This window comes from Dactylosporangium cerinum (genome assembly GCF_042653625.1).
Classification (GTDB): Bacteria; Actinomycetota; Actinomycetes; order Mycobacteriales; family Micromonosporaceae; genus Dactylosporangium; species Dactylosporangium cerinum.
The window spans coordinates 39,001-59,296 of sequence record NZ_JBHSIU010000060.1; the positions used below are offsets into that span (position 1 = coordinate 39,001).

Genomic DNA, 20,296 nt, shown 5'->3' on the forward strand with positions numbered 1-20,296 from the left:
ATCACGGTGTCCCGCCGTCGCGGGACATTGTCCCGCCCGCTGGGTGCGCGCGGGACGTCCCGCCCGCACCCAGGCCGACCCCGGCGACAACGACCCACAGGGCGCCCGGGAACAGCGCGCCGTACTGGGCCGGGAACGCCTGGGTCGCGGCGACGAGCAGCGCGAGCAGGACGCTGACGCCCGCCAGCCACCGGCTCACCGACCCGTGCCGGAACCCGCCCACGGCGACCGCCGCGGCGGCGAGCCCGGCACCCGCCCACAGCCAGGCGATCGTGTTGTAGACCTCGACCATCGCCGCGATCGTGTCGGGGTCCCAGCGGTCGGGTTCGCCGAGCGCCCAGTACAGCTCGGTGCAGATACCGCCGCCGATGAGTGCCACGGCCGCGACGAGCCCCACCCCGGCGGCCGCGACCGCGGGCACGAGGCTGCCGGCCGGCTCCTGCACCGCGAGATGCCGGCGCAGCCCGGCCGCGAACACGACCAGGCAGACCGCCGCGGCCACGCAGCTGACCTGGTACAGCCAGACAAGGTCGCGATGCCCGGCGATCGCGGCGACGAGTTGGGCGTTGTCCTTGATGCCGTCGCCGACATCGGCGGTCAGGTTCGCGCCGAGGAAGAGGCCGACGAGCCCGATGAGCCCGCCGGCGGCGCCGGTGAGCGCCCAGGCCCTGGTTGATCTGGTTCCGTTGTCCATGCCAGTGACCGTGCCGGGCAGGTGTCCCGGGCCGCATGGGTCGCGGCGTCACGGGCGCCCGGGTCGCTGGTACTTGTTGACCTTGGACAATCTGACTGGTCATAGGCAGTCGGATTGTCCAAGGTCAACTGGCGACCTGGGTCAGGAAGTCCGTCACCGCCTTGGTGGCCTCCACGGTGCCGGCGGCGGTGATGGTCAGTAGCGACGTGCCGTGCAGGCTGCCGGGGACGAGGGCGATCCGGCGGCGCGGGTCGGTGGTGGCGTCGTACATCGTCTGGGCCGCCGCGGCGAAGGCAGACTCGCCGGTGGCCGCCACGTACAGGACCGGGACGGTGATCCGGGGCGCCGCCGCGGCGGCACTCTCGCCCGCGTAGGTGTCGGGGGCGGACAGGCTCACCACGGCCGTCACCGGCGGGCTGGCGTCAGCCGCCGCGACGAGGACGGCGGTGCCGCCACGGGAGGCGCCGACGAGGACGACCCGTTCGACGTTCAGGGTGCGCGCGTACGCCACCGCCGACAGCACGTCGGCGGACGCCTTACTGCCGGTGCCGCGCTGCGAGCGGCCCTCGCCGGCGAAGTCGAGCGCGAGGACGCGGTAGCCGGCGGCGGCCTGCTGGCGGGCCCAGGACAGCCAGGAGCAGGCGTCGGCGGAGGCCTGCGGTGCGAGGACGAGCACGGTGCGGCCGGTGCCGAGCAGCAGGCCGGTGAGGAACCCGCCGGTGCCCGGGAACGCCACCTGCTTGTCGTTGAGGTCGGGGTCGGCACAGCGCCGGTCGGTCGGGCTGGGTGCCGCCTGCTGCTGTGGTTCCGCCGCCCGGGTCGCCGTGCCCGCCGCCGGGGTGGCCTGGGTTGCCGCCGGGGTGGCCGGCTTATCGCCGCAGCCGGCGAGCAGGACGATGACGAGCAGGCCGAGCCCGATGCGCTTCATGCTGGTCTGACCGCTGACACGTACCGCGGGTTGCAATGGTGGCGAATGTCGTCCAGGCACGCCGAGTAACCGCTAACTTGCTATCGGTAGGCATATGTCCGAAATAGGAGTTCCTGTGCTGACCAGATCCGTCCCGCGTCCCGTCCGCCGTGGCCCGCTACGAGCCGTGCGGGCCGGTCTCGTGCTGGCAGCCGTCGGGATCGCCGTCGTCGGCGCGACCGGCGGATCTGCGTTCGCGGGTCTCGGCCAGTTCAACCGGCCGAGCCCCGACGGTGGCGCGGAGGTGCGGACGCACGGCGTCCAGGCGGCCGGCGGCGACCGGACCGCCAGCGGCCGCAAGGCCGGCAGGATCGCCGCGAAACCCCCCGCCAAGACTCCGGCCAAGCCCAAGACGACCGCCAAGGCGAAGGCCAAAGCCAAAGCGAAGGCCAAGGCCAACGCCGCGGTCGCGCAGCGGAACCGGGTCACGCCGCAGAACCGGGCGAAGGCCAAGACGAAAGCGACGTGGAAGGCACCACGCACGGCGCCCGTCACCGACCCGGGCGGCACGGCCACCGTCGCGGCAGCCCCGGCCACCGTCGCCCCGCCGGCCGCACCGACGGCGGTCACCACCACGGTCACCCACAGCAGCTCGACCACGTCGACACTGACCGTGTCGTGGACGGTCGACGTCAGCGCGACCGGCATCGTCGACCACTTCGTCGCGACGGCCGCCGAGGACGCCACGAAGACCTGCCGGACCCGCACGAACGCGGCCACGAGCTGCGACGTGCCGTCCGTGGCGCAGGGGGGCCACCTACACGTTCACGGTCCGCGCGATCGGCGTGCCCGGCGCCGGCGACTCGGCGCCCAGCGCCGCCTCCGCACCCGCGACGGTCACCGGCCTCACCGACGGGCTCCTCGCCGTCCCGGGAGCCGCCAAGGGTGACAGCGCCCAGGTCAAGACGGCGCTCGGCGCGCTGAAGGTGGTCCCGCGCACCGGCCCGGCCCGCAACACCGGCACCGCTCGCAAGGCCGACGCGGCGCGGGGCACCGGCAGGTCCCGTGACATCGACAAGGTCCGCGGCTCGGGCCAGGCCCACGACACCGGCGAGGCGGCCGGCAGGGCGCCGAACGGCACGCCCGGCGGCCGGCTGGGCCTGCCCCGCGGCGCCGCCGACGCGCCCACGGCCGCCGCGGCCGGCGACCGGACCGGCGAACGCCGAGACCGGACCAGCACCCTGATGCTGCTCGGCCTCGGCCTCATCGCCGCCGGGCTCACCGCGGTCGGGGTCACCCTCACCCGCCGCCGCCCGATCACCGGCTGACCCCGTTCCGACAGGGCCGCACTCACCGCAGCCCCGCTGATCGAAGTCGCCCACCGGCCGAGCGGGAGCCTGTTGCGTTTTGGCGGAAACCGTCTCGTCGACGGTCGCCGCGGCCCTCGACGGCCGCCGATCGGCCGCGACCGGGCCGCACAGCCGTGTTTCTCTCAGCACGGAACGTGAGCCGGCCATTTCGCAACAGGCTCGCGGACGACCAACACGCGACTTCGATCACCAGCTGGGATCCGTCCGGCAGCGAAGCCAGCCGACGGTCGCGCCCGCCGAGGCGGTAACCGGTAGCGAGGCCAGCCGACGCCCCGTCCGCCAGCGCCGTAACGCCCACCGGCCAACCCGCTCGCGGCACCCACATCGCGGCACCGCAACACCGCTGATCGAAGTCGCCCACCGGCCGCGCGGACGACCAGCACGCGACTTCGACCACCAGACGGCATTCCTCCGGCAGCGAAGCCAGCAGACGATCGCGCCCGCCGGCCCGGGCACGCCGCCGGCCGACTCGCTTTCGGCGCGCACAACCGCGACACGGTGACGGACCCCTGCCCCAATAGTCTTGCGACCATGATCGAAGCCGCGCACCGGCTGCGCGGACAGCCATCCGACGACTTCGATCACCGGGAACCCACTCCCGGCGCAGCACAAGCAGGCAAAGAGGCCGGTCCGGACATCGACAGCGTCGGACCAGACGCCGGGCATGCGGCGGCGTCGCCGGATTGCCCGCAACCCGAAGGATCCCGGGGCACCTGACCCCGGCGATCCTTCGGCTTGTCGCGCCACCACCCGCTCGACAAGACCTTCACACACCGAAGTCGCCAGCCGGCCCCGGGCGACCGGATCTGCTGTCTGATCATGAGGCCTGCCGTTGGGCGGGCGAACCGGGTGGGGGCGGCCGCGCCCCTGCGCTACCCGCTTCAACGACACGGGCGGCTCGGGTCCGGCCCGGGCAACACACGGCCCGGGCAACAAACGGCCCGGGCAACAAACGGCCCGGGTAGCGAACGGCCCGGGTAGCGAACAGGCGCCGGACAGCGAGGCGCCCCGGCACGGTCCCCCAGGAAACCGTGCCGGGGCGTTCCCCCGCCCCAGGGGGCTCAGCCGAACGCGCGCAGCTCGTAGATCCGGGTCGCGGTGTCGGTCGTCTGCGTCGGGGTGGTGATGTTGAGCCGGACGTACCGGCCCGACACCCCGCTCACGGTGTGCGTGGTGTTGGCCGCGGTGTTGCCGGTGACGGTTACCGGTGTGGTCCAGGTGGTGCCGTCGTTGGAGACCTGGATGGTGAACGCCTTCGTGTTGTAGTCCGCCGACTCGCCGCCGGCCTGGGCGTGGGCCACCTCGAAGCGGCTGACCGCCTTGGTGGAGCCGAGGTCGACCTGCAGCCACGCGCCGGCGACGCCGGAGCAGAACTTGTCGCTGTTGCCGCCGGAGGTGCTGCCGTTGACCGCCTTCTCGGGGCCCTCGGTGGCGCCGCAGGCGGTGCTGCCGGTGGCGGGGCGGTTGAGCGCGAGGTTCACGGGTGCCGTGGCGGAGCCATACGCCTCCAGCTCGTAGATCCGCGTCGCGCCGTCGGTGGTCTGGGTCGGGGTGGTGACGTTGATCCGCACGTATCGCGCCGAGGTCGACGCGAACTGGTGGATGGTGACCGGGTCGGCGTTGTTGGTGACGGTCGCCGGGGTCGACCAGCTGCTGCCGTCCGTGGACAGCTGCACGGTGAACGCCTTGGTGTTCAAGGTGGCCGGTTCCGCACCGGCGCCGGCGTGCTTGACGACGACCTTGTTCACCGTCTGGGTGGAGCCGAGGTCGACCTGCAGATAGGCGCCCGCGACGGTGGAGCAGAACTTGTCGGTGTTGCCGCCGGTGACACTGCCGTTGACGGCCTTGGCCGCGGACTCGTCGGCGGCGCACGCGGTGGAGCCGCTCGCGGCCTTGCCGAGGGCCAGGTTCGTCTGCGGGGCGGGCGGCGTGGTGTGGTTCGACGACGGCGGGGTGTCGCCGGCGCCGGTGCCCCACGTGCCCGGCGTGCCCGTCACCGTGTAGGCGAGGTTGCCGCCGTGCGCGATGTCGGCCTGGGACAGCCAGGTGCGGCTGAAGCCGGTGCCGTTCAGCGACGCCGTGCCGATGTAGCGGTTGCTGTCGCTGACCGACGGTGCGGTGATGTTCAGCGTGCCGCCCTGCTGGCTGCCGTACGAGCCGATGGTGACCTTCGCCGACGGGAACTGCGGGGTGCTGATCCCGTAGAAGTTGGCGCCGTTCATCAGCGGGTAGAGGCCCAGCGACGAGAACACGTACCAGGCGGACATGGTGCCCAGGTCGTCGTTGCCGGTCACGCCGTTCGGGCCGTTGGTGAACAGGGTGTACGCGGCCCGCAGCACCGTCGAGGTCTTGTACGGCTGGCCCGTCCACAGGTAGGTGTACGGCGCGAGCAGGTCCGGCTCGTTGTTCGGGTTGTACGTGGTGAAGCTGTAGTAGTCGTAGGCGCCGTTGACCCACGTGTTGTGTGCCGTCCCCGACGGGTCGGTCAGCAGGTTGCTGTAGGCGAAGAAGCTGTCGAGGCGGTTGTTCGCGGCGGTCTTGCCGCCGAGCAGCGACACGAGCCCGTCCGGGTCCTGCGGGACGAGCCACTGGTACTGGTACGCGCCGGCCTCGTGGAACGTGTGCGAGCCGTCCGTCGGCGAATACGGGCTGCCCCAGACGCCGTTGGCGTTGCGGGGGCGGAAGGTGCCGACCGACGGGTCGAACAGGTTGCGGTAGTTCTGGCCTCGGGCCTCGAACATGGTGGCGTCGGCGGTGTTGCCCAGCGCCCTAGCCATGATCGCCAGCGACGAGTCGGCCGCCGCGTATTCGAGGGTGGCGGAGCTCGGGAACTTGCAGTCGTGGTCCATCGGCAGCACCGGGCCGCACGTCACGCCGGTCGGGATGTAGCCCAGCGACGCGTAGTACGGGTTGCCGTTGCGCCCGTTGATGTTCGTCGGCACCGCTGTCGCGTTCTTCCTCAGCGCGGTGTAGATCTGCGACTCGTAGCCGTTGAGCAGCCCCCGCGCCCACAGGTCGACGAGGAACGGCGTGACCGGGTCGCCGGTCATCGTGTTCGTCTCGGTGTTGGCGAGGGACCACTTCGGCAGCCAGCCGAGCTCACGGTCGACCGCGAGCAGCGACAGCCCGTAGTCCCGGGCGACCTGCGGTTCGAGCAGGGCGACCAGCTGGTTCTGCGCCCGATACGTGTCCCACAGCGAGAAGGTCTGATACGGCGTGTAGCCGGTCGCGGTGCGCACCACGTTGTCGAAGCCGCGATACTGCCCGTTGACGTCGCCGGCCAGGTTCGGGTGCAGCAGCGAGTGATACAGCGAGGTGTAGAAGGCGACCTGCCGGTCGGTGGTGCCGCCGTCGACCTCGGCCTTGTGCAGCTTCGCGTTCCAGGTGTCCCGGGCGGCGTTGCGGATCGTGTCGAAGTTGAACCCGGCGGCGCTGGTCTCCGCGGTGAGGTTGGCCTGCGCGCCGGCGATCCCGGTGTAGGACAGCCCGACCTTGGCCGTGACGACGCGGTCCGACGAGGTGTCGAAGCGGACCCAGCCGCCCTTGGCGCCGGTGCCGCTGGAGGTGCGGCTGCCGCCGGTGAACGTGGTGCCCGACCACGTGCCGAACGACGCGAACGGCCGGCTGAACTTGGCCGAGAAGTACACCGTGTGCGCCGGCGCCGAGGCGCAGAACCCGGCCGTCGTCACCGACCCCTCGACGGTGTCGCTGTTGACGATCGAGATCGACGAGGACTGCGCGCCGGTGCCGCTGCCCCGCGCCTGCGCGGTGTTGAACAGCACGTTGGCCTGGGTGCTCGACGGGAACGTGTATCGCTGCCAGCCGCTGCGCAGCGTCGCCGTCAGCTCCGTGGTGACCCCGTTGGGCGTCGCGAGCCGGTAGTAGCCGGCGGTCGCCTGCTCCTGGGCGTGGTTGAGCGTCTGCCCGTAGGTGTTGGGGTCGGCGGAGTTGACCGCCCCGACGGTCGGCATCAGCGGCACCTCGCCCTGCACCGGGCAGCCGACGCCGGACAGGTGGGTGTTGGAGAAGCCCCACACCTTGCTGTGGTCGTAGTTGTACCCCGTGCCGTGGCCGGTGTCCGGGCTGACCTGCACCATGCCGAACGGCAGCGCCGCACCCGGGAAGGTGTTGCCCTCCTTCTGGGTGCCGATCATCGGGTTGACCAGCGTGGTCAGGTCCGCCGGCACGGCCGCGTGCGCCGGCAGCGCGGGCAGGCCGGCGACCGCCGCCGCGACCGCCACCAGCAGTGTGCTGAACCGCAGTCTTCTCACAGACGCTCCGATCAGGTGTCCCAGGGCGAGCGCCACCGCCGGCAGCACCGTCTGGCGGTGCGCCGTTGCGTGGCCGGTCGCTGTGGGGGATGGCTTTGGGCTACTCGGGGGTGGGCGGGCGAGCGAGGGTCACCGCCCTCGGCCGCCGATACCGAGGTGCGTGCTCAATCGAATCTGGCGGAAGGTTGCGAGGCTTCCTGCCGTGAAGGTTCGTCGCTCCACCGAGTTCTGTCAATACTTGACATTTGCCACAGCCGTCGATCCCCGTCATGCCCAGGAACCTATCGCCGGGGTACGACAGAATTTCCCGGCGCCGAACAGCAGAGCGCCCGCCGCAAAATGCGGCGGGCGCGGGGTGAGACGCGGGGTGAGAACAGCGTCAGATGATGGCGCGCAGGATCACGATCGCCAGGAACACCACGATGAACGCCAGGTCGATCGCCATGCCGCCCATGCGCAGCGGGGGCAGGGCCCGGCGCACCGGCGCGAGGATCGGCTCCGTGACCGCGAAGACGCCCGCGGTCACCCGCGACCGGACCGACCCGTGCGCCGACGGGCCGGCGAGCACGACGCTCCAGTCGAGGACGGCGCGCGCGATCAGCAACACCTGCATCAGCAGCAGCACCAGACTCACGATGCCGAGAACAAGACCCATGTGGTGCCTCCAGTGACCGGGTGGGACGTGGATTCAACTGTGCGTCACGGATCTGTGGATCTGCTGAGTGCCGGCTGAGATTTGATTCATGATCGGGGTCGGCGTGCCGATGCCGACCTGTGTGAGCGGTGTGGCTGGCTGGCGTCCGACCCGACTGTTGCTCGCGGCCGGCGCCGTGCTGATCCTCGCCGAGGCGTGGTTCGTGGTGGGGTTGACCCGGCCGACGCCGCAGCTGGTGAGCTGGCTCGCGGTGCCGCCGGCGGTGGGGCTGGCGGTGCGGGCGTGCTGGGCGGCCACCACTGCGGCGGGCCTGGCGACGGGCGCACGGCGGTTCTGGCGGCACATCGGGCTCGGCATGGTCGGCATCGGGCTCGGCGGCGCCAGCAACGGCGTCGACATGCTGCTGGGACACGTCGCGCCGCAGCACGTGAGCGGGGTCACGTCGGTGGTGTACCTGATGGGCCTGCTGGTCATGCTGTGGGGCCTGCTCCGGATCCCCGGCGCCCACCGCGGCCGGGGCGAGTGGCTGAGGTTCGGCCTCGACACCGCCACTGTCCTGGTGACCGTCATCACCTTCGCCTGGCATTTCATCTTCCGCCACTGGGAACGCTGGTCGGGCGGGAACACCACCGGCACCTGGGCGGTCCTGTCGATCATCGCCACCGGGTCGGTGTGCGTGTTCGCCTTCATCAAGGTCGCCTTCACCGGCACCGGCCCGCTCGACCGGCGCGCCCTCTACCTGCTGGCGCTCGCCGGCGGCGGTGGCGCGACCGGCGGGGCGCTGACGCCGCTGCTCACCGACCGGCCATATCTCAACGGTACGCCCGTCGTCCTGCCCCTGACCTGCTTCCTCCTGTGTCTGGCCGCGGACCGGCAGCGGCGCGCGGCCGGGGTCGAGCCGGCGGCGGCGGCCCGGCGCGAGCGGCGGCCGTTCGTGCCGTACCTGGCCGTCTTCGCCACCGGGGTGCTGCTGCTGGCCGATGCGGCCGACCAGGGCGACGACGTGTTCGGCGTGGCCTGCGGCACGGTGGTGCTCGTCCTGCTCGTCGCCGCCCGGCAGGCCGCCGCGCTGCGCGACAACGCCGTGCTCGTCGACACGCTCGACAGCCGGCTGCGGGAGCTCGAGGAGTACCAGCAGACCCTCGCCTGGCAGGCCACCCATGACGCCCTGACCGGGCTGGCGAACCGCCGGTTGCTCATGCAGTACACCGGCGAAACCCTGGAAACAGGTCCGGTCGCGGTGGCTCTGATCGATGTCGACGACTTCAAAGGCATCAACGACGACCTCGGCCACGCCGTGGGCGACGCCCTGCTCAGCGCGGTCGCGGCCCGGCTGTCGCAGCTGCGGCCCGAGGGGGGCCTGGTCGCCCGGCTCGGCGGCGACGAGTACGCGCTGGTCTTCCGCGCCGAGGACGAACCGCGGGCGCGGCAGGTCCTCACCGAGCTGACCACGGAGCTGCGCCGGCCCCTCGACGCCGCCGGGCACGCCCTGGTGGTGGAGGCCAGCATCGGCCTCGCGCTGTCACAGCAGAAGCAGGAGCGGCAGGAACGACAGGAACGGCAGGAACGACAGGAACGGCAGGAACGACAGGAGCAGCAGGAACCCGTGACCGCGGAGGAGCTGCTGCGCCGCGCGGACGTCGCCATGTACGAGGCGAAGGCCCAGGGCAAGGGCCGCCGGGTCACCTACGAGCCGGCACTGGACCAGCACAGCGCCGAACAGGCCCGCACCGCCGCCGACCTGCGCGTCGCATTGGACACCGGGCAGCTGCGGGTGCACTACCAGCCGATCGTGCGGCTGTCCGACGCGCAGACCGTCGCCGTGGAGGCGCTCGTGCGGTGGCAGCACCCGGAGCGGGGCATGATCCGCCCGGACCTGTTCATCCCGGCCGCGGAACGCACCGGCCTCATCGTCCCCGTCGGCCAGTGGGTGCTGACCGAGGCCTGCCGCCAGGCCGCCCGCTGGCGCGACGAGCTCGGCGCGCTGGAGTACGTGTCGGTCAACGTGTCACCGCGGCAGCTGCGCGAGGCCGGGTTCGCCGCGCAGGTCCAGGCCACCCTGCTCCGCTTCGGCCTGCATCCGCGGCACCTCACCGTCGAGGTCACCGAGACGGCCGTGTTCGACGGCGGCTCCGGCCTGGAGGAGCTGCACCAGCTCAAGCGGCTCGGCGTGAACGTCGCCCTCGACGACTTCGGCACCGGCCACTCGTCGCTCGGCCTGCTGCGCACCTGCCCGGTCGACCTGCTGAAGGTCGACAAGTCCTTCATCGACAACATCACCGACCAGGGTGAACGTTCGGTGATCGCCGAGGCCCTCATCGGCATCAGCGACGGCCTGCGACTGCGCGCCGTCGCCGAGGCGTGGAGACCCAGGCGCAGGCCGACGTGCTGCTGCGGCTCGGGTACCGCTACGCCCAGGGCTACCACTTCGGCCGCCCGATGCCCGCCGAGGACCTGCCGGCCCACCTGAACTCGGCCCACCCGGCGACTGTCGGCTGAGCCCGGTTGCCGGCGCTGGGGGAAGATGGCCGGCATGGGCAGGAGCGTGCCGTTTCGGATCGACATCGCCGACGAGGTGCTCGACGACCTGCGGCGGCGGTTGCGGGCGACCCGCTGGCCGGACGCGCAGACCGGGCCGGGCTGGTCGCAGGGCGTGCCCCTGGACCGGGTGCGGGAGCTGTGCCGGCACTGGGCCGACGGCTACGACTGGCGCGCCACCGAGGCAGGGCTGAACGCGCTGCCCCAGTACCGGACCGAGGTCGACGGGCTGTGGATCCACCATCTGCACGTGCGCTCCCCCGACCCGGACGCGATCCCGCTGGTCATGACCCACGGGTGGCCCGGGTCGGTGATGGAGTTCCGGAAGGTCATCGGCGCGCTCACCGAGCCGGCCGGGGATGGACCGGCGTTCCATGTGGTGTGCCCGTCACTGCCCGGGTACGGCTTCAGCGACAAGCCCACGAGCCCCGGCTGGGGGGTCGAACGCATCGGGCGGGCCTGGGTCGAGCTGATGGCGGGGCTCGGCTACGAGCGGTTCGCCGCGCAGGGGCACGACTGGGGCACCAGTGTCAGCACCGCCATCGCCCAGCAGGACCCTGACCGTGTCATCGGTTTGCATCTGGTACCGCCACTCGCCGCGCCCGATCCGGCGACCTTCGACGACCTGACGGACGCGGAACGGCGCAGCCTCGCGGACCTCGAACGGGCCGGACAGGTCGAGGACGGGTACTCCCTCGAGCAGTCGACCCGCCCGCAGACCGTCGGCTACGGCCTGGTCGACTCCCCTGCGGCGCTGTGCGCCTGGATCGTGGAGAAGTTCCGGGCGTGGACCGACTGGGAGCACCGCACGTTCACCGACGACGACCTGCTGGACAACCTGATGCTGTACTGGCTGCCCGGGACCGGGGCGTCTTCGGCGCGGCTGTACTGGGAGAGCTTCAAGGCCGTCCAGCAGCGCTTCGCCGGCGAGACGACGGACGAGGTGAGCGTGCCGGTGGGCGGCACGGTGTTCCCGAAGGAGATCCCCCGGCCGTCGCGGCGGTGGGCCGCCCGGCGGTTCACCGACCTGCGGTACTGGAGCGAGCCCGGGCTGGGCGGGCACTTCGCCGCGTTCGAGCAGCCGGAGCTGTTCGTCGCCGAGGTCCGCGCCTGCTTCCGGGCCCTCACCGCCTAGCGCGTGTTGAGCACTAGAGCGCCGCGTTGACGATCTGGATGTCGTCGATGTAGCCGCGGAAGGTGCCCGTGCCGCCGGGCTGGTCGTAGCCGACGCGGAGCTGGTCGACGGTGCCGCCGGCCAGGCCGGCGAGGTTGACCTGCACCAGGTTCCACTGGTTGACCACGAGCCGCCGGCCGTCGCCCTGGAACTGCGGGTGGGCGCGGACCCCGAACTGGTCGACGGCGCCCGAGTCCCGCAGCGAGCGGCCGTCGGTGAGGGCCAGGTCGATGGCGACGTACGTACCGTTGGCGGACTGCGGATAGATCCAGTAGCTCAGCGTCGTGCCGGCGGTGAGTGGGAGGTGCACGTCGAACACCCGGTTGTACGAATACGATCCGGCCGCGCTGGTGTCGTTGCCCGAGTACATGAGGGCGTAGGTGCCGCCGTGTGCGATCTCGGCCCGGCGGGCGGACTCCATCGAGGTGAGGCCGCAGCAGTACCCGGTGACGTTGCGGGCGGCCTGGACCGTGTTGGTCCAGGTGAGCGGCGGGGCGGCGGCGCCGAAGTCGGTGCGGAACAGCGGCCACGCCCGGCCGGCGCCGAGGACCGGCTGCAGTGCGGAGTACCAGACGTCGGCGAGCTTCAGGTATCCGCCGTCGGTGGGGTGGATGCGGTCGGGACCGATGTCGGCGAGGGTCAGGTTGGCGTAGAAGTCGGCGAGCCGGACCTTCTTGCCGGCCGCCGCCTTGGCCTGCACGATGCCGGGCAGCTGGGCGTTGTACGCGCGGACCCGGCTCTCCACGGTCGCGTCCGGGTTCGGCACCAGCGTCGACACCACGACCGTCGCGGCCGGCGCGGCGCGCAGGATCTGGTCGATGAGGGCGCTGAGGCGGGCGGGCGCGTTGGGCAGGTCGTAGTTCTGCAGCATGTCGTTGGTGCCGACGTTGAGCAGCACCACGTCGGGGCGCGCGGCGGCCACCCAGGCGTCGGCCCCGGCCGCGATGCCGTCGACGCGGTACCCGGGATGGCCCTCGTTGTCGTTGTCCGCGGCGGTGCCGGAGCGCTGCGAGCCGACCAGGTCGACGGTCAGGCCTGCGTCGTCCACGAGGTGCTTGCGCAGCGCCTCGCGGTAGCCGTTGCCGTCGGTGGAGCTGGTGCCCCAGGTGATCGACGCGCCCAGCGGCATGATCCGGACGGGCGTCGCGGCCGTGGCCACGGCGGGGAACAGCACGGCACCGACGGTGGTGGCGGCGGCCACGACGACGGTCATGACGCGGGTGTACGAGCGCACGCGGGCTCCTTGCTCGGGCTGGCTGGCGGACCGGACCGGCGAACTGCGTACAGCTAAGGGCATCAATGCCAGTGTGTCAACGATGTCATCCCGACACCCGTCATGATCCGGAAGACCTTGTGCAGTCGGGGGTGCACAAGGTCTTCCGGATCACGAGAAGGGGTTATGAGGAGGGCGTGAGCCAGGCGCGGATGCCGGTGAATGTCGCCGGGCCGTAGTCGCCGGTGACGTCCCGGGCGAGGTCGTCGATCGTGATTGCGCGCAGCGCCGCCCGCCAGGCCTCGTCGGCGGCGGCCATCGCCCGGCTGATCGCGCACGGCATCGTGCACGCCTCCGCCGGGGTCGCGAGGGGCCCGCGCTGGCGGATCTCCGTGCACACGAACGCCGGCTGCGCCCCGTCGACCGCCGTCACCACGTCCAGCACGGTGATCTCCTGCGGGGGGCGGGTCAGCACGTAGCCACCGGCGTGGCCCTGCACCGAGTGCACCAGGCCGGCCCGGGACAGGCTCTGCAGCTGCTTCGCCAGGTAGCTGCCGGAGACGTCGTGCAGCTCGGCGAGGCGCGCGGCGGGCACCGGCGCCGGTGCGGCGGTGAGCACCACGCAGCAGTGCAGCGCCCACTCCACCCCGCCTGACATCTTCACCCACCCATCCTACTTGACTCGGACACCCCGTGTCCGGGTACAGTCGGTACTCGTCCCGGACAAAACTTGTCCGAGTTAGGAGTACGGCCATGAAGTTCGTCATCATCGGCGGGAGCGGCCTCATCGGCGGCAAGCTCGTCCACCTGCTGCGCGCCGCCGGCCACGACGTCGTCCCGGCGTCCCCGGCGACCGGCGTGAACACGGTCACCGGCGAGGGCCTTGCCGCCGCGCTGGAGGGCGCCCAGGTCGTGGTCGACGTGGCGAACTCGCCGTCGTTCGAGGACGCCGCCGTCCTGGCGTTCTTCCAGGCCTCGGCCGGCAACCTCGTCTCGGCCGCCCGCGCCGCCGGCGTGGCGCACGTCGTCGCCCTGTCCGTCGTCGGCGCCGACCGGAACCCGGACAGCGGCTACCTGCGGGCCAAGGTCGCGCAGGAGGCCGCCGTCACCGCCGGCGGCGTGCCCTTCACGATCGTGCGGGCCACGCAGTTCTACGAGTTCTCCCACGCCATCGCGCAGTCGTCCGTCGTCGGCGACACGGTCCGGCTCCCACCGGCCCTGTTCCAGCCGGTCGCTGCCGACGACGTCGCCGCGACCCTGGCCGACGTGGCCCAAGCGGCGCCGCACAACGGCATCGTCGAGCTCGCCGGTCCCGAGCCCGTCCGCATGGACGAGCACATCCGCCGGTTCCTGGCCGCCCACGAGGGCTCGGAGCCGATCCAGGACGTGACGACCGACCCGCACGCCCGCTACTTCGGCGCCGAGCTCGACGACACCTCACTGACCCCGGGCCCGGGCGCCCGCCTCGGCGCCATCCACTTCGTCGACTGGCTCGGCAAGAGCTGAAACTAGGCCAGTCCGGCGGTGACCTTCGGCTGGGCGGCGCGGGTCACCTCGACGAGCTTGTCGCGCAGTTGCTGCTTCTGCGCGGCGGTCCAGCCGGCCTCGTCCTGCCGGTCGACGGTGAGCCGCAGCTGCCAAGTCAGGTTGTCGTCGCGGAAGCCGAGGATCAGCGTCATGATCGACGTCGAGACGGCCATCTCGAAGATCACCGCCTCCTGTCCGAGGCCGGTGAGCGGCTCCGGACGGGTGTTGAGGGCGGCGGTGTCGCCGACCAACATCCGGTAGTCGGTGGCGGCCTGCTCCCGCGACGGGGTGACCCTGATGGCGGCGGAGAACGTGGCGCGGACGGTGCCGTGCAGGCGCACGGTGCGGCACGTCGCGTCGCTGCCGGTGGACATGATCTGGCGGGTCGGTTTCGGGGGGCTGTCCACCTTCTCGTACAGGGTGGCGAACAGCGTCAGATCCACACTGGCGCAGAGGTCGCCCGGCAGCTTCGTGAGGTCGTAGCGCACGGCCTGGGTGGACGGTCCGCCGCCGTCGGGCGACTGGTCGCCGCCGTCGTCCTGCAGCTGGGAGATGAGCAGGGCGGCGCCGGCGAGCACGACGACGACAGCGGCGGCGGCAAGCAGCCGGGCCCGCCACCCGCGCCGCGCCCGGGCCGGCACGGGCGTGCCGGCGCCGGAACGTTCCGGCGCAACGGTTTCCGGCGCACCGCCGGCAAAGGTGCTGGTGGCCGAGGCGCCCGCGGCCCAGGCAACGGCGGCGGACGCGCCGGTCGCCGGGAGGTCGGCGGCGTCGGCAAGAGCGGCGGTATCGACAGCGGCGGTGGAGGCGGAGACGGCGGCACCGGGCAGGGCGCCCTCCGCCACCACCAGCTCCGGCTGCTCGGCGACCACCGGCGCGATCCCCAGCGCCTCGTGCAGCATCGTCGCCACCAGCGGGATCCGGCTCGAACCACCGACCAGGAACAGCCCGGCGATCTCCGACCGCCCGACCCCCGCGTCGGCCAGCAGCGACCGGGTCATCGCGACGCTCGGCCGCAGCACCGGCCGCATCAGCCCTTCCAGCTGCTCCCGCCCGAGCGGCACCTCCCGCCCGAGCGCCGGCACCATGACCACGGTGCCGCTGGCCCGCGACAGCATCTCCTTCGCCGTGCGCACGTCGTCCCACAGCTGCCGGCGGGTCGCCGGGTCGGTCCACAGTGTCCCGTACGTCGCCTGGAGGAACCCGACCACTGCCGCGTCGACGTCCAGGCCGCCCAGGTCGTTCAGGCCGCCGGACGCGACCGGTGTGAAACCCGACCGGTCCCGGCGCAGCAGCGTCACGTCACAGGTGCCGGCGCCCAGGTCGTACACCACGACGCACGAACCGGAAGGCACCTCCTGCGTGGCGGCGAGGTAGGTGGCGGCGGCGACGGGCTCCGGGACCAGGTCGACGTCGGTGAACCCGGCCAGCCGGGCGGCCTCCACCAGCAGCGCGCGGCGACCGGAACCCCAGTCCGCGGGGTGGGTCAGCGTCACGGTGCCGACGGGGCCGGCGACCCGCGCGGCCTCGACCGCCACCCGCCGCAGCACTGCCGCGATCAGGTCCCGGACGTCGACCTCGCTGTCGCCGAGCAGGACCGTGGCCTCGTCGGCGCGGCGTTTCGGGTTGGGCTCGAGGCGCTCCGGGGCGCTGCGGGCCAGGTGCGCGGCGTCCCGGCCGGTGTGCAGGCGGCCGTCCGGGCCGAGCAGGACCGCGGAGGACAGCAGCGGCGAGCCGTCGAACAGCAACTGCTGGACCCGCCCGTCTGGGCGGCGCAGCACCGCGATCGTCGTGGACGTGCCGAAGTCGATGCCCAGCCGGAACCGCGCACGCGTCATGGCGCGCGACAGTAACGCATCGGCCCGGGGCCGCCACCACCGAACCGGGCATACTTCGGGGATGGATCATGTGGCGCAGCGGCAGGCGATGCTCGACGCGGTCGGCGAGCAGGTCGGCCCGGTCCGGGCCGTGCGGATCGTGCGGGACCTCGACGCGGACGGTGTCCCGGTCCGCCTCTACCAGGACGGCACCGACCCGGTGACGCCGGTGCTGCTCTACGCGCACGGCGGCGGCTGGGTCCTCGGCGACCTCGCCACCCACGACGGGCTGTGCCGGCTGCTCGCCGCGGAGACCGGTTGGGCGGTCCTCGCCGTCGACTACCGCAGGGCCCCGGAGGCACCGTTCCCGGCCGCGTTCGAGGACATCGACGTGGTGATCGGCTGGCTGCGGGGGCACGGCCAGCAGTACGCCCTGGACCCCACGACGGTGGCCGTCGCCGGCGACTCGGCCGGCGGGCTCCTCGCCGCCGTCACGGCCCGCCGGGAACGCGACGCCGGCCGGGATCTCGCCGCCCAGGTGCTCATCTGCCCCGTGCTGAGCCCCGTGACGGACTACCCCGACCTCGGCAACGAGTGGCTGCAGCCGCAGGAGATGACCGACTTCTGGGACGCGTTCGCCCCGCCCGGCGTCCAGCGGCACCAGCCCGACCTGGACCCGTTCCTGGCCGACCCGGCGGGCCTGCCCCCGGCCGTCATCGTCACTGCCGAGCTCGACATCCTGCGCGACGAGGCGGAACGGTACGCGGCGCGGCTCGCGGCGGCGGGCGTGCCGGTCATCGCCACCCGCTATCAGGGCACCTTCCACAACTTCCCGAGGAAGCTCGCCCTGACCCACGACGCGGCGGTCGCCGTGGCCCAGATCGCCGCCGCGCTGCGCGCCCTCACGCGCCGTCAGTAGGTGCCGTAGCGGCACCAGGAGCGGGCGGCCCGGGTGTTGAGCAGGAGCAGGAACAGCACCGGCAGGGCGGCGCTCACGATCGTGGACGTGGTGAGCAGGGACGTCTGGTACACCTGCCACACCACCGACACAAGACTGAGCGTGTTGAGGATGATCAGCACCACCCGGGCCCAGTTGCGGCCGCGCTGGACCTTGCGGCCCAGGACGATGGCGATGAGACCCACGACGGCGAACACGGCACCGATCGCCACGATGATCGGGGTCACGTCCACCGAGCGGCCCAGGTAGGCGGAGTCCAGCGCGGACTGCCAGCGGGGCACGACGTCGAAGGCGGCGAGGCCGAACAGCGCGCCGATGCCGAGCGTCACGAGCCCGCCGAGGTACTGGAAGATCGCGACGACGTGAAGGGAGACGGGCGCCGTGGTACGCATCGCGTACGCCGGCTGCGGAGGGTATGCGTAAGCCATACCGGACAGCCTGCGCCGGCCCAATCGCCCGCGAATCGCACGTTCATGCCAACCGGGCCGCCCGTCAGCAGTTCGGGGTAGCGCGGTAGAGGTGCACCGACACCGTGGCCAGCCAGGCCCAGATCACCAGGACCGCGGCGACGAACCCGAGCGTGAACCCGGGGGCACTGTTGCCGGACGCGATCCCCACGAACCCGGCCAGGAACAGGACGCCGGAGACCCACGAGTGCACCGCCAGCCCCCGCCGCCCGTCCCGCGCGAAACGCCGCCCCATGACCAGGCACGCCGCGATGACGCACAGGAACCCGATCCCGCCGGCCGCGAAGTGCCCGATCCCGTGCCAGCTCACAGCGCCGGGGCCGGCCGGGGTGCCGGCGGGGAAGCCGAGCCCCGGATCGGCCCGCAGGGCACCGGCCGCGACCAGGCTGGCGCCGTACACCCCGACGAGCCGGCCGACCCAGGGCGAGGAGGGCAGCGCCCGGTGCAGCCCGACGGCGGCGGCGATGACCATCAGCCCGGTGAGCACGAAGTTGGTGATCTGGATCCAGCCGAGCCCGCCGTTGGACAGCAGGCTCCACGCGTGCCGGGTCAGGTCGAAGCCCTCGCGGGTGAACGCCTGCGCGAGGCTCACGGTCACGTAGAACGGGCCGGCGATGACGCCGTAGCCGAGCAGGGAGCGGGTGACCTGGTTGGGAAGCATGGCGATCGGTCCTTCCGGGGGGCGGTGCGCGGATGTGGTTGCCTTCACCGGGACCTCGAACGGGCCGCCCGCGATCCGACATCGCCGGCGAAACTTTCTGGAGCGGTGTTGGGCGCGGTCGGTTACTCACTGAAGGTGACGGACGGCGGCGACGTCCCCGCGCTGCGGGCCGGCATCTGGCGGGAGGTGCGCCGGTTCGCGGCCGCGTACACCGACGGCCCGGTCTACTCCGGCCTGGCAGCGCTGGTGGGCGGCCGGCGATCGCGCCGCCTACACGGCCGCGCTGCGGGCGGCGGAGGAGCAGGGCAGCGACACAGCGTGCTATCTGCTGCGGCAGACGCGACTGTCAGGCTGAGTCGAACAGGTGCGCGGTCGGGCTGTAGTCGATCTTCCAGTCGGTGTACACCCCGCAGCGGCCGTCGGTGCGGCAGCGCATCCCGACGGAGACCCAGCGCACGTCGCCGTCGGCGCGCAGGGCGTAGCCGACGGCGATCTCGAACGTCTCGCCGCCGCACGGGCAGCCGGCCTCGTCGCCGTCCTGCTCGTCGGCGGTGTCGGCGCTGTCCAGCAGGTCGAACTCGTCCTCGCACGCCTCGCAGCGCCGGGCCGCATACCCGACCTCGTCGTCCACCCACAACCGGAACTCCGTGCCGCCGCAGTTGCCGCAGACCGACCGTTCGACCCGGTCCACGTCGTAGCCGCCGGCGCGGTAGGACCGCAGGTACGCGTCGAGCTCCACGATCGGAATCCTAATGAAGGACAGCACAGGGACATTCCCACCGGGAGGGTCACCTACCGTGACCGGGACAACGAAACCCGTGAGAATTGGCTACCGTGAATGGGTGACTACAGCGCCCAGCACGCCGATGTTCACGCAGGACTTCTGGGACGACCCGCATCCGGTCTACGCCGCGATGCGCGAGCAGGCCCCGGTGCACCGGCTGCAGCTGCCGACCGGCATGGAGATGTGGCTGGTCACGCGGTATGCGGACGCCAGGACGGCGCTCGGTGACCCGCGGCTGTCGAAGCGCAACGGCGCCACGGCCAACGCGGCGGCGCTCGCTCCGGAGATCAGTGCGCCGCTGACCAGGCACCTGCTCGCCAACGACCCGCCGGACCACACCCGGCTGCGCCGACTGGTGGCGAAGGCGTTCACGGCCCGGCGGGTCGAGCAGCTGCGGGTCCGGGTGGAGGAGCTCAGCGCGGCGCTGATCGCCGGCATGCGGACCGGCGAGCGCGCCGACGTCATCGACGACTACGCCGTGCAACTGCCCATCCAGGTCATCTGCGAGCTGCTCGGCATCCCGCAGGAGGACCAGGTCGCGTTCCGGCGCTGGACCGGAATCCTGGTCGCGGGCTCCGTCGACCGCTCCGGCGTGCCGGCCGCCGCCACGCAGTTCCTCGGCTACCTGCGGACCCTGATCGCCGCCAAGCGCGCCGACCCGGCCGACGACCTGCTCAGCGCGCTCATCGCGAGCACCGACGAGGGTGACCGCCTCGACGAGGATGAGCTCACGTCGATGGTGTTCCTGCTGCTCATCGCGGGCCACGAGACCACCGTCAACCTCATCGGCAACGGCATGTGGACCCTGCTGACCCGGCCCGACGAGCACCGCCGCCTCCTGGACGACCCGTCGCTGATCCCGAGCGCCGTCGAGGAGTTCCTCCGCCTGGAGTCCCCGGTGGAGACCGCGACGTTCCGGGTGGCGATGGAGCCGGTCACGTATGGCGGCGTCACCATCCCGGCGGGCGGCGTGGTCGCCATCTCGATCCTCAGCGCGGACCGCGACCCGGCGCGCTTCCCGGACCCGGCCGCGGTCGACCTGGGCCGCCCCGACAACCAGCACCTGGCCTTCGGCCACGGCATCCACTACTGCTTGGGCGCTCCCCTGGCCCGCCTCGAGGCGCAGATCGCGTTCCGGGACCTGCTGGCCGCGTTCCCCGGCATGCGCCTGGCCGTGCCGGCGTCCGAGCTGATCTGGCGCCCCGGCGTCCTGATCCACGGCACGACCACGCTCCCCGTCCAGTTGTAGCGAACGGGGAG

Annotated in this window: 18 protein-coding genes; 8 read left to right on the forward strand and 10 right to left on the reverse strand. The window is 72.3% G+C overall.

Annotated features, from left to right (window positions below):
• Position 1 precedes the first annotated feature (1 nt).
• Entirely contained in the window at positions 2-694 is a 693-nt protein-coding gene (locus ACFPIJ_RS41765; RefSeq protein ID WP_380124136.1) for a hypothetical protein, read from the reverse strand.
• Positions 695-818: 124 nt separating this feature from the next.
• Positions 819-1,622, reverse strand: a complete 804-nt coding sequence (locus ACFPIJ_RS41770) for an alpha/beta hydrolase family protein (RefSeq protein WP_380124138.1) — start codon at positions 1,620-1,622, stop codon at positions 819-821.
• Between the two features lie 115 nt (positions 1,623-1,737).
• On the opposite strand from ACFPIJ_RS41770, the gene ACFPIJ_RS41775 reads away from it, so the two are divergent.
• The 3 genes from ACFPIJ_RS41775 to ACFPIJ_RS41785 all read left to right on the forward strand — a co-directional run bounded on the left by ACFPIJ_RS41775 (position 1,738) and on the right by ACFPIJ_RS41785 (position 3,688).
• On the forward strand, positions 1,738-2,550 hold the full coding sequence (locus ACFPIJ_RS41775; protein ID WP_380124140.1) for a hypothetical protein: 813 nt from the start codon (positions 1,738-1,740) through the stop codon (positions 2,548-2,550).
• Positions 2,447-2,929, forward strand: a complete 483-nt coding sequence (locus ACFPIJ_RS41780; protein ID WP_380124142.1) for a hypothetical protein — start codon at positions 2,447-2,449, stop codon at positions 2,927-2,929. The genes ACFPIJ_RS41775 and ACFPIJ_RS41780 overlap by 104 nt, the downstream gene beginning before the upstream one ends.
• Before the next feature lie 573 nt (positions 2,930-3,502).
• Complete coding sequence (locus tag ACFPIJ_RS41785) at positions 3,503-3,688, forward strand: hypothetical protein (RefSeq protein ID WP_380124144.1); 186 nt, start codon at positions 3,503-3,505, stop codon at positions 3,686-3,688.
• Between the two features lie 344 nt (positions 3,689-4,032).
• Here ACFPIJ_RS41785 and ACFPIJ_RS41790 read toward each other — a convergent pair whose 3' ends face one another.
• Both ACFPIJ_RS41790 and ACFPIJ_RS41795 read right to left on the reverse strand, forming a co-directional pair.
• Positions 4,033-7,242 (reverse strand): GH92 family glycosyl hydrolase, encoded by a 3,210-nt coding sequence (locus ACFPIJ_RS41790; protein ID WP_380124147.1) that lies wholly within the window; start codon positions 7,240-7,242, stop codon positions 4,033-4,035.
• 379 nt (positions 7,243-7,621) lie between these two features.
• Positions 7,622-7,897: a YggT family protein gene (locus ACFPIJ_RS41795; protein WP_380124148.1), complete on the reverse strand. Its 276-nt coding sequence runs from the start codon at positions 7,895-7,897 to the stop codon at positions 7,622-7,624.
• 88 nt (positions 7,898-7,985) lie between these two features.
• Between ACFPIJ_RS41795 and ACFPIJ_RS41800 the strand changes: the two genes are divergently transcribed.
• Together ACFPIJ_RS41800 and ACFPIJ_RS41805 are read left to right on the forward strand one after the other, a co-directional pair.
• Entirely contained in the window at positions 7,986-10,367 is a 2,382-nt protein-coding gene (locus tag ACFPIJ_RS41800) for a putative bifunctional diguanylate cyclase/phosphodiesterase (protein WP_380124150.1), read from the forward strand.
• Between the two features lie 63 nt (positions 10,368-10,430).
• Positions 10,431-11,570 carry an epoxide hydrolase family protein gene (locus ACFPIJ_RS41805; RefSeq protein ID WP_380124152.1) on the forward strand — a complete coding sequence of 380 codons (1,140 nt, stop codon included), beginning with the start codon at positions 10,431-10,433 and terminating at the stop codon, positions 11,568-11,570.
• A gap of 13 nt (positions 11,571-11,583) precedes the next feature.
• On the opposite strand, the gene ACFPIJ_RS41810 is transcribed toward ACFPIJ_RS41805, so the two are convergent.
• Positions 11,584-12,843 (reverse strand): GDSL-type esterase/lipase family protein, encoded by a 1,260-nt coding sequence (locus ACFPIJ_RS41810; protein WP_380124154.1) that lies wholly within the window; start codon positions 12,841-12,843, stop codon positions 11,584-11,586.
• 163 nt (positions 12,844-13,006) lie between these two features.
• Positions 13,007-13,480, reverse strand: a complete 474-nt coding sequence (locus ACFPIJ_RS41815; protein WP_380124261.1) for an RrF2 family transcriptional regulator — start codon at positions 13,478-13,480, stop codon at positions 13,007-13,009.
• 95 nt (positions 13,481-13,575) lie between these two features.
• Here ACFPIJ_RS41815 and ACFPIJ_RS41820 point away from each other — a divergent pair, with 95 nt between their 5' ends.
• Complete coding sequence (locus ACFPIJ_RS41820; RefSeq protein WP_380124156.1) at positions 13,576-14,328, forward strand: SDR family oxidoreductase; 753 nt, start codon at positions 13,576-13,578, stop codon at positions 14,326-14,328.
• Between the two features lie 2 nt (positions 14,329-14,330).
• Here ACFPIJ_RS41820 and ACFPIJ_RS41825 read toward each other — a convergent pair whose 3' ends face one another.
• Positions 14,331-16,187: an Hsp70 family protein gene (locus tag ACFPIJ_RS41825; protein ID WP_380124158.1), complete on the reverse strand. Its 1,857-nt coding sequence runs from the start codon at positions 16,185-16,187 to the stop codon at positions 14,331-14,333.
• A 61-nt stretch (positions 16,188-16,248) separates the two neighbouring features.
• Between ACFPIJ_RS41825 and ACFPIJ_RS41830 the strand changes: the two genes are divergently transcribed.
• A complete protein-coding gene (locus ACFPIJ_RS41830; protein ID WP_380124161.1) occupies positions 16,249-17,085 on the forward strand; it encodes an alpha/beta hydrolase in 837 nt (278 codons plus the stop codon).
• Here the strand turns inward: ACFPIJ_RS41830 and ACFPIJ_RS41835 are convergent.
• From ACFPIJ_RS41835 to ACFPIJ_RS41845, 3 genes are all read right to left on the reverse strand, one after another.
• Positions 17,079-17,552, reverse strand: a complete 474-nt coding sequence (locus tag ACFPIJ_RS41835; RefSeq protein WP_380124164.1) for a hypothetical protein — start codon at positions 17,550-17,552, stop codon at positions 17,079-17,081. The two genes, ACFPIJ_RS41830 and ACFPIJ_RS41835, sit on opposite strands and share 7 nt — an antisense overlap.
• A 64-nt stretch (positions 17,553-17,616) precedes the next feature.
• The gene (locus tag ACFPIJ_RS41840) at positions 17,617-18,252 is read right to left on the reverse strand and encodes a DUF998 domain-containing protein (protein ID WP_380124165.1); all 636 of its coding nucleotides are present in this window, start codon (positions 18,250-18,252) and stop codon (positions 17,617-17,619) included.
• A gap of 346 nt (positions 18,253-18,598) precedes the next feature.
• Positions 18,599-18,991 (reverse strand): hypothetical protein, encoded by a 393-nt coding sequence (locus tag ACFPIJ_RS41845; RefSeq protein ID WP_380124167.1) that lies wholly within the window; start codon positions 18,989-18,991, stop codon positions 18,599-18,601.
• Positions 18,992-19,094: 103 nt separating this feature from the next.
• Between ACFPIJ_RS41845 and ACFPIJ_RS41850 the strand changes: the two genes are divergently transcribed.
• On the forward strand, positions 19,095-20,285 hold the full coding sequence (locus ACFPIJ_RS41850; RefSeq protein WP_380124169.1) for a cytochrome P450 family protein: 1,191 nt from the start codon (positions 19,095-19,097) through the stop codon (positions 20,283-20,285).
• The last annotated feature ends 11 nt before the right edge of the window (positions 20,286-20,296 follow it).

Coding starts and splice junctions, on each gene's coding strand:
- ACFPIJ_RS41800 (WP_380124150.1), top strand. CDS start 7,986: ATGATCGGGGTCGGCGTGCCGATGCCGACCTGTGTGAGCGGTGTGGCT.
- ACFPIJ_RS41785 (WP_380124144.1), top strand. CDS start 3,503: ATGATCGAAGCCGCGCACCGGCTGCGCGGACAGCCATCCGACGACTTC.
- ACFPIJ_RS41805 (WP_380124152.1), top strand. CDS start 10,431: ATGGGCAGGAGCGTGCCGTTTCGGATCGACATCGCCGACGAGGTGCTC.
- ACFPIJ_RS41795 (WP_380124148.1), bottom strand. CDS start 7,897: ATGGGTCTTGTTCTCGGCATCGTGAGTCTGGTGCTGCTGCTGATGCAG.
- ACFPIJ_RS41830 (WP_380124161.1), top strand. CDS start 16,249: ATGGATCATGTGGCGCAGCGGCAGGCGATGCTCGACGCGGTCGGCGAG.
- ACFPIJ_RS41770 (WP_380124138.1), bottom strand. CDS start 1,622: ATGAAGCGCATCGGGCTCGGCCTGCTCGTCATCGTCCTGCTCGCCGGC.
- ACFPIJ_RS41840 (WP_380124165.1), bottom strand. CDS start 18,252: ATGCTTCCCAACCAGGTCACCCGCTCCCTGCTCGGCTACGGCGTCATC.
- ACFPIJ_RS41815 (WP_380124261.1), bottom strand. CDS start 13,480: ATGTCAGGCGGGGTGGAGTGGGCGCTGCACTGCTGCGTGGTGCTCACC.
- ACFPIJ_RS41835 (WP_380124164.1), bottom strand. CDS start 17,552: ATGGCTTACGCATACCCTCCGCAGCCGGCGTACGCGATGCGTACCACG.
- ACFPIJ_RS41765 (WP_380124136.1), bottom strand. CDS start 694: ATGGACAACGGAACCAGATCAACCAGGGCCTGGGCGCTCACCGGCGCC.
- ACFPIJ_RS41820 (WP_380124156.1), top strand. CDS start 13,576: ATGAAGTTCGTCATCATCGGCGGGAGCGGCCTCATCGGCGGCAAGCTC.
- ACFPIJ_RS41825 (WP_380124158.1), bottom strand. CDS start 16,187: ATGACGCGTGCGCGGTTCCGGCTGGGCATCGACTTCGGCACGTCCACG.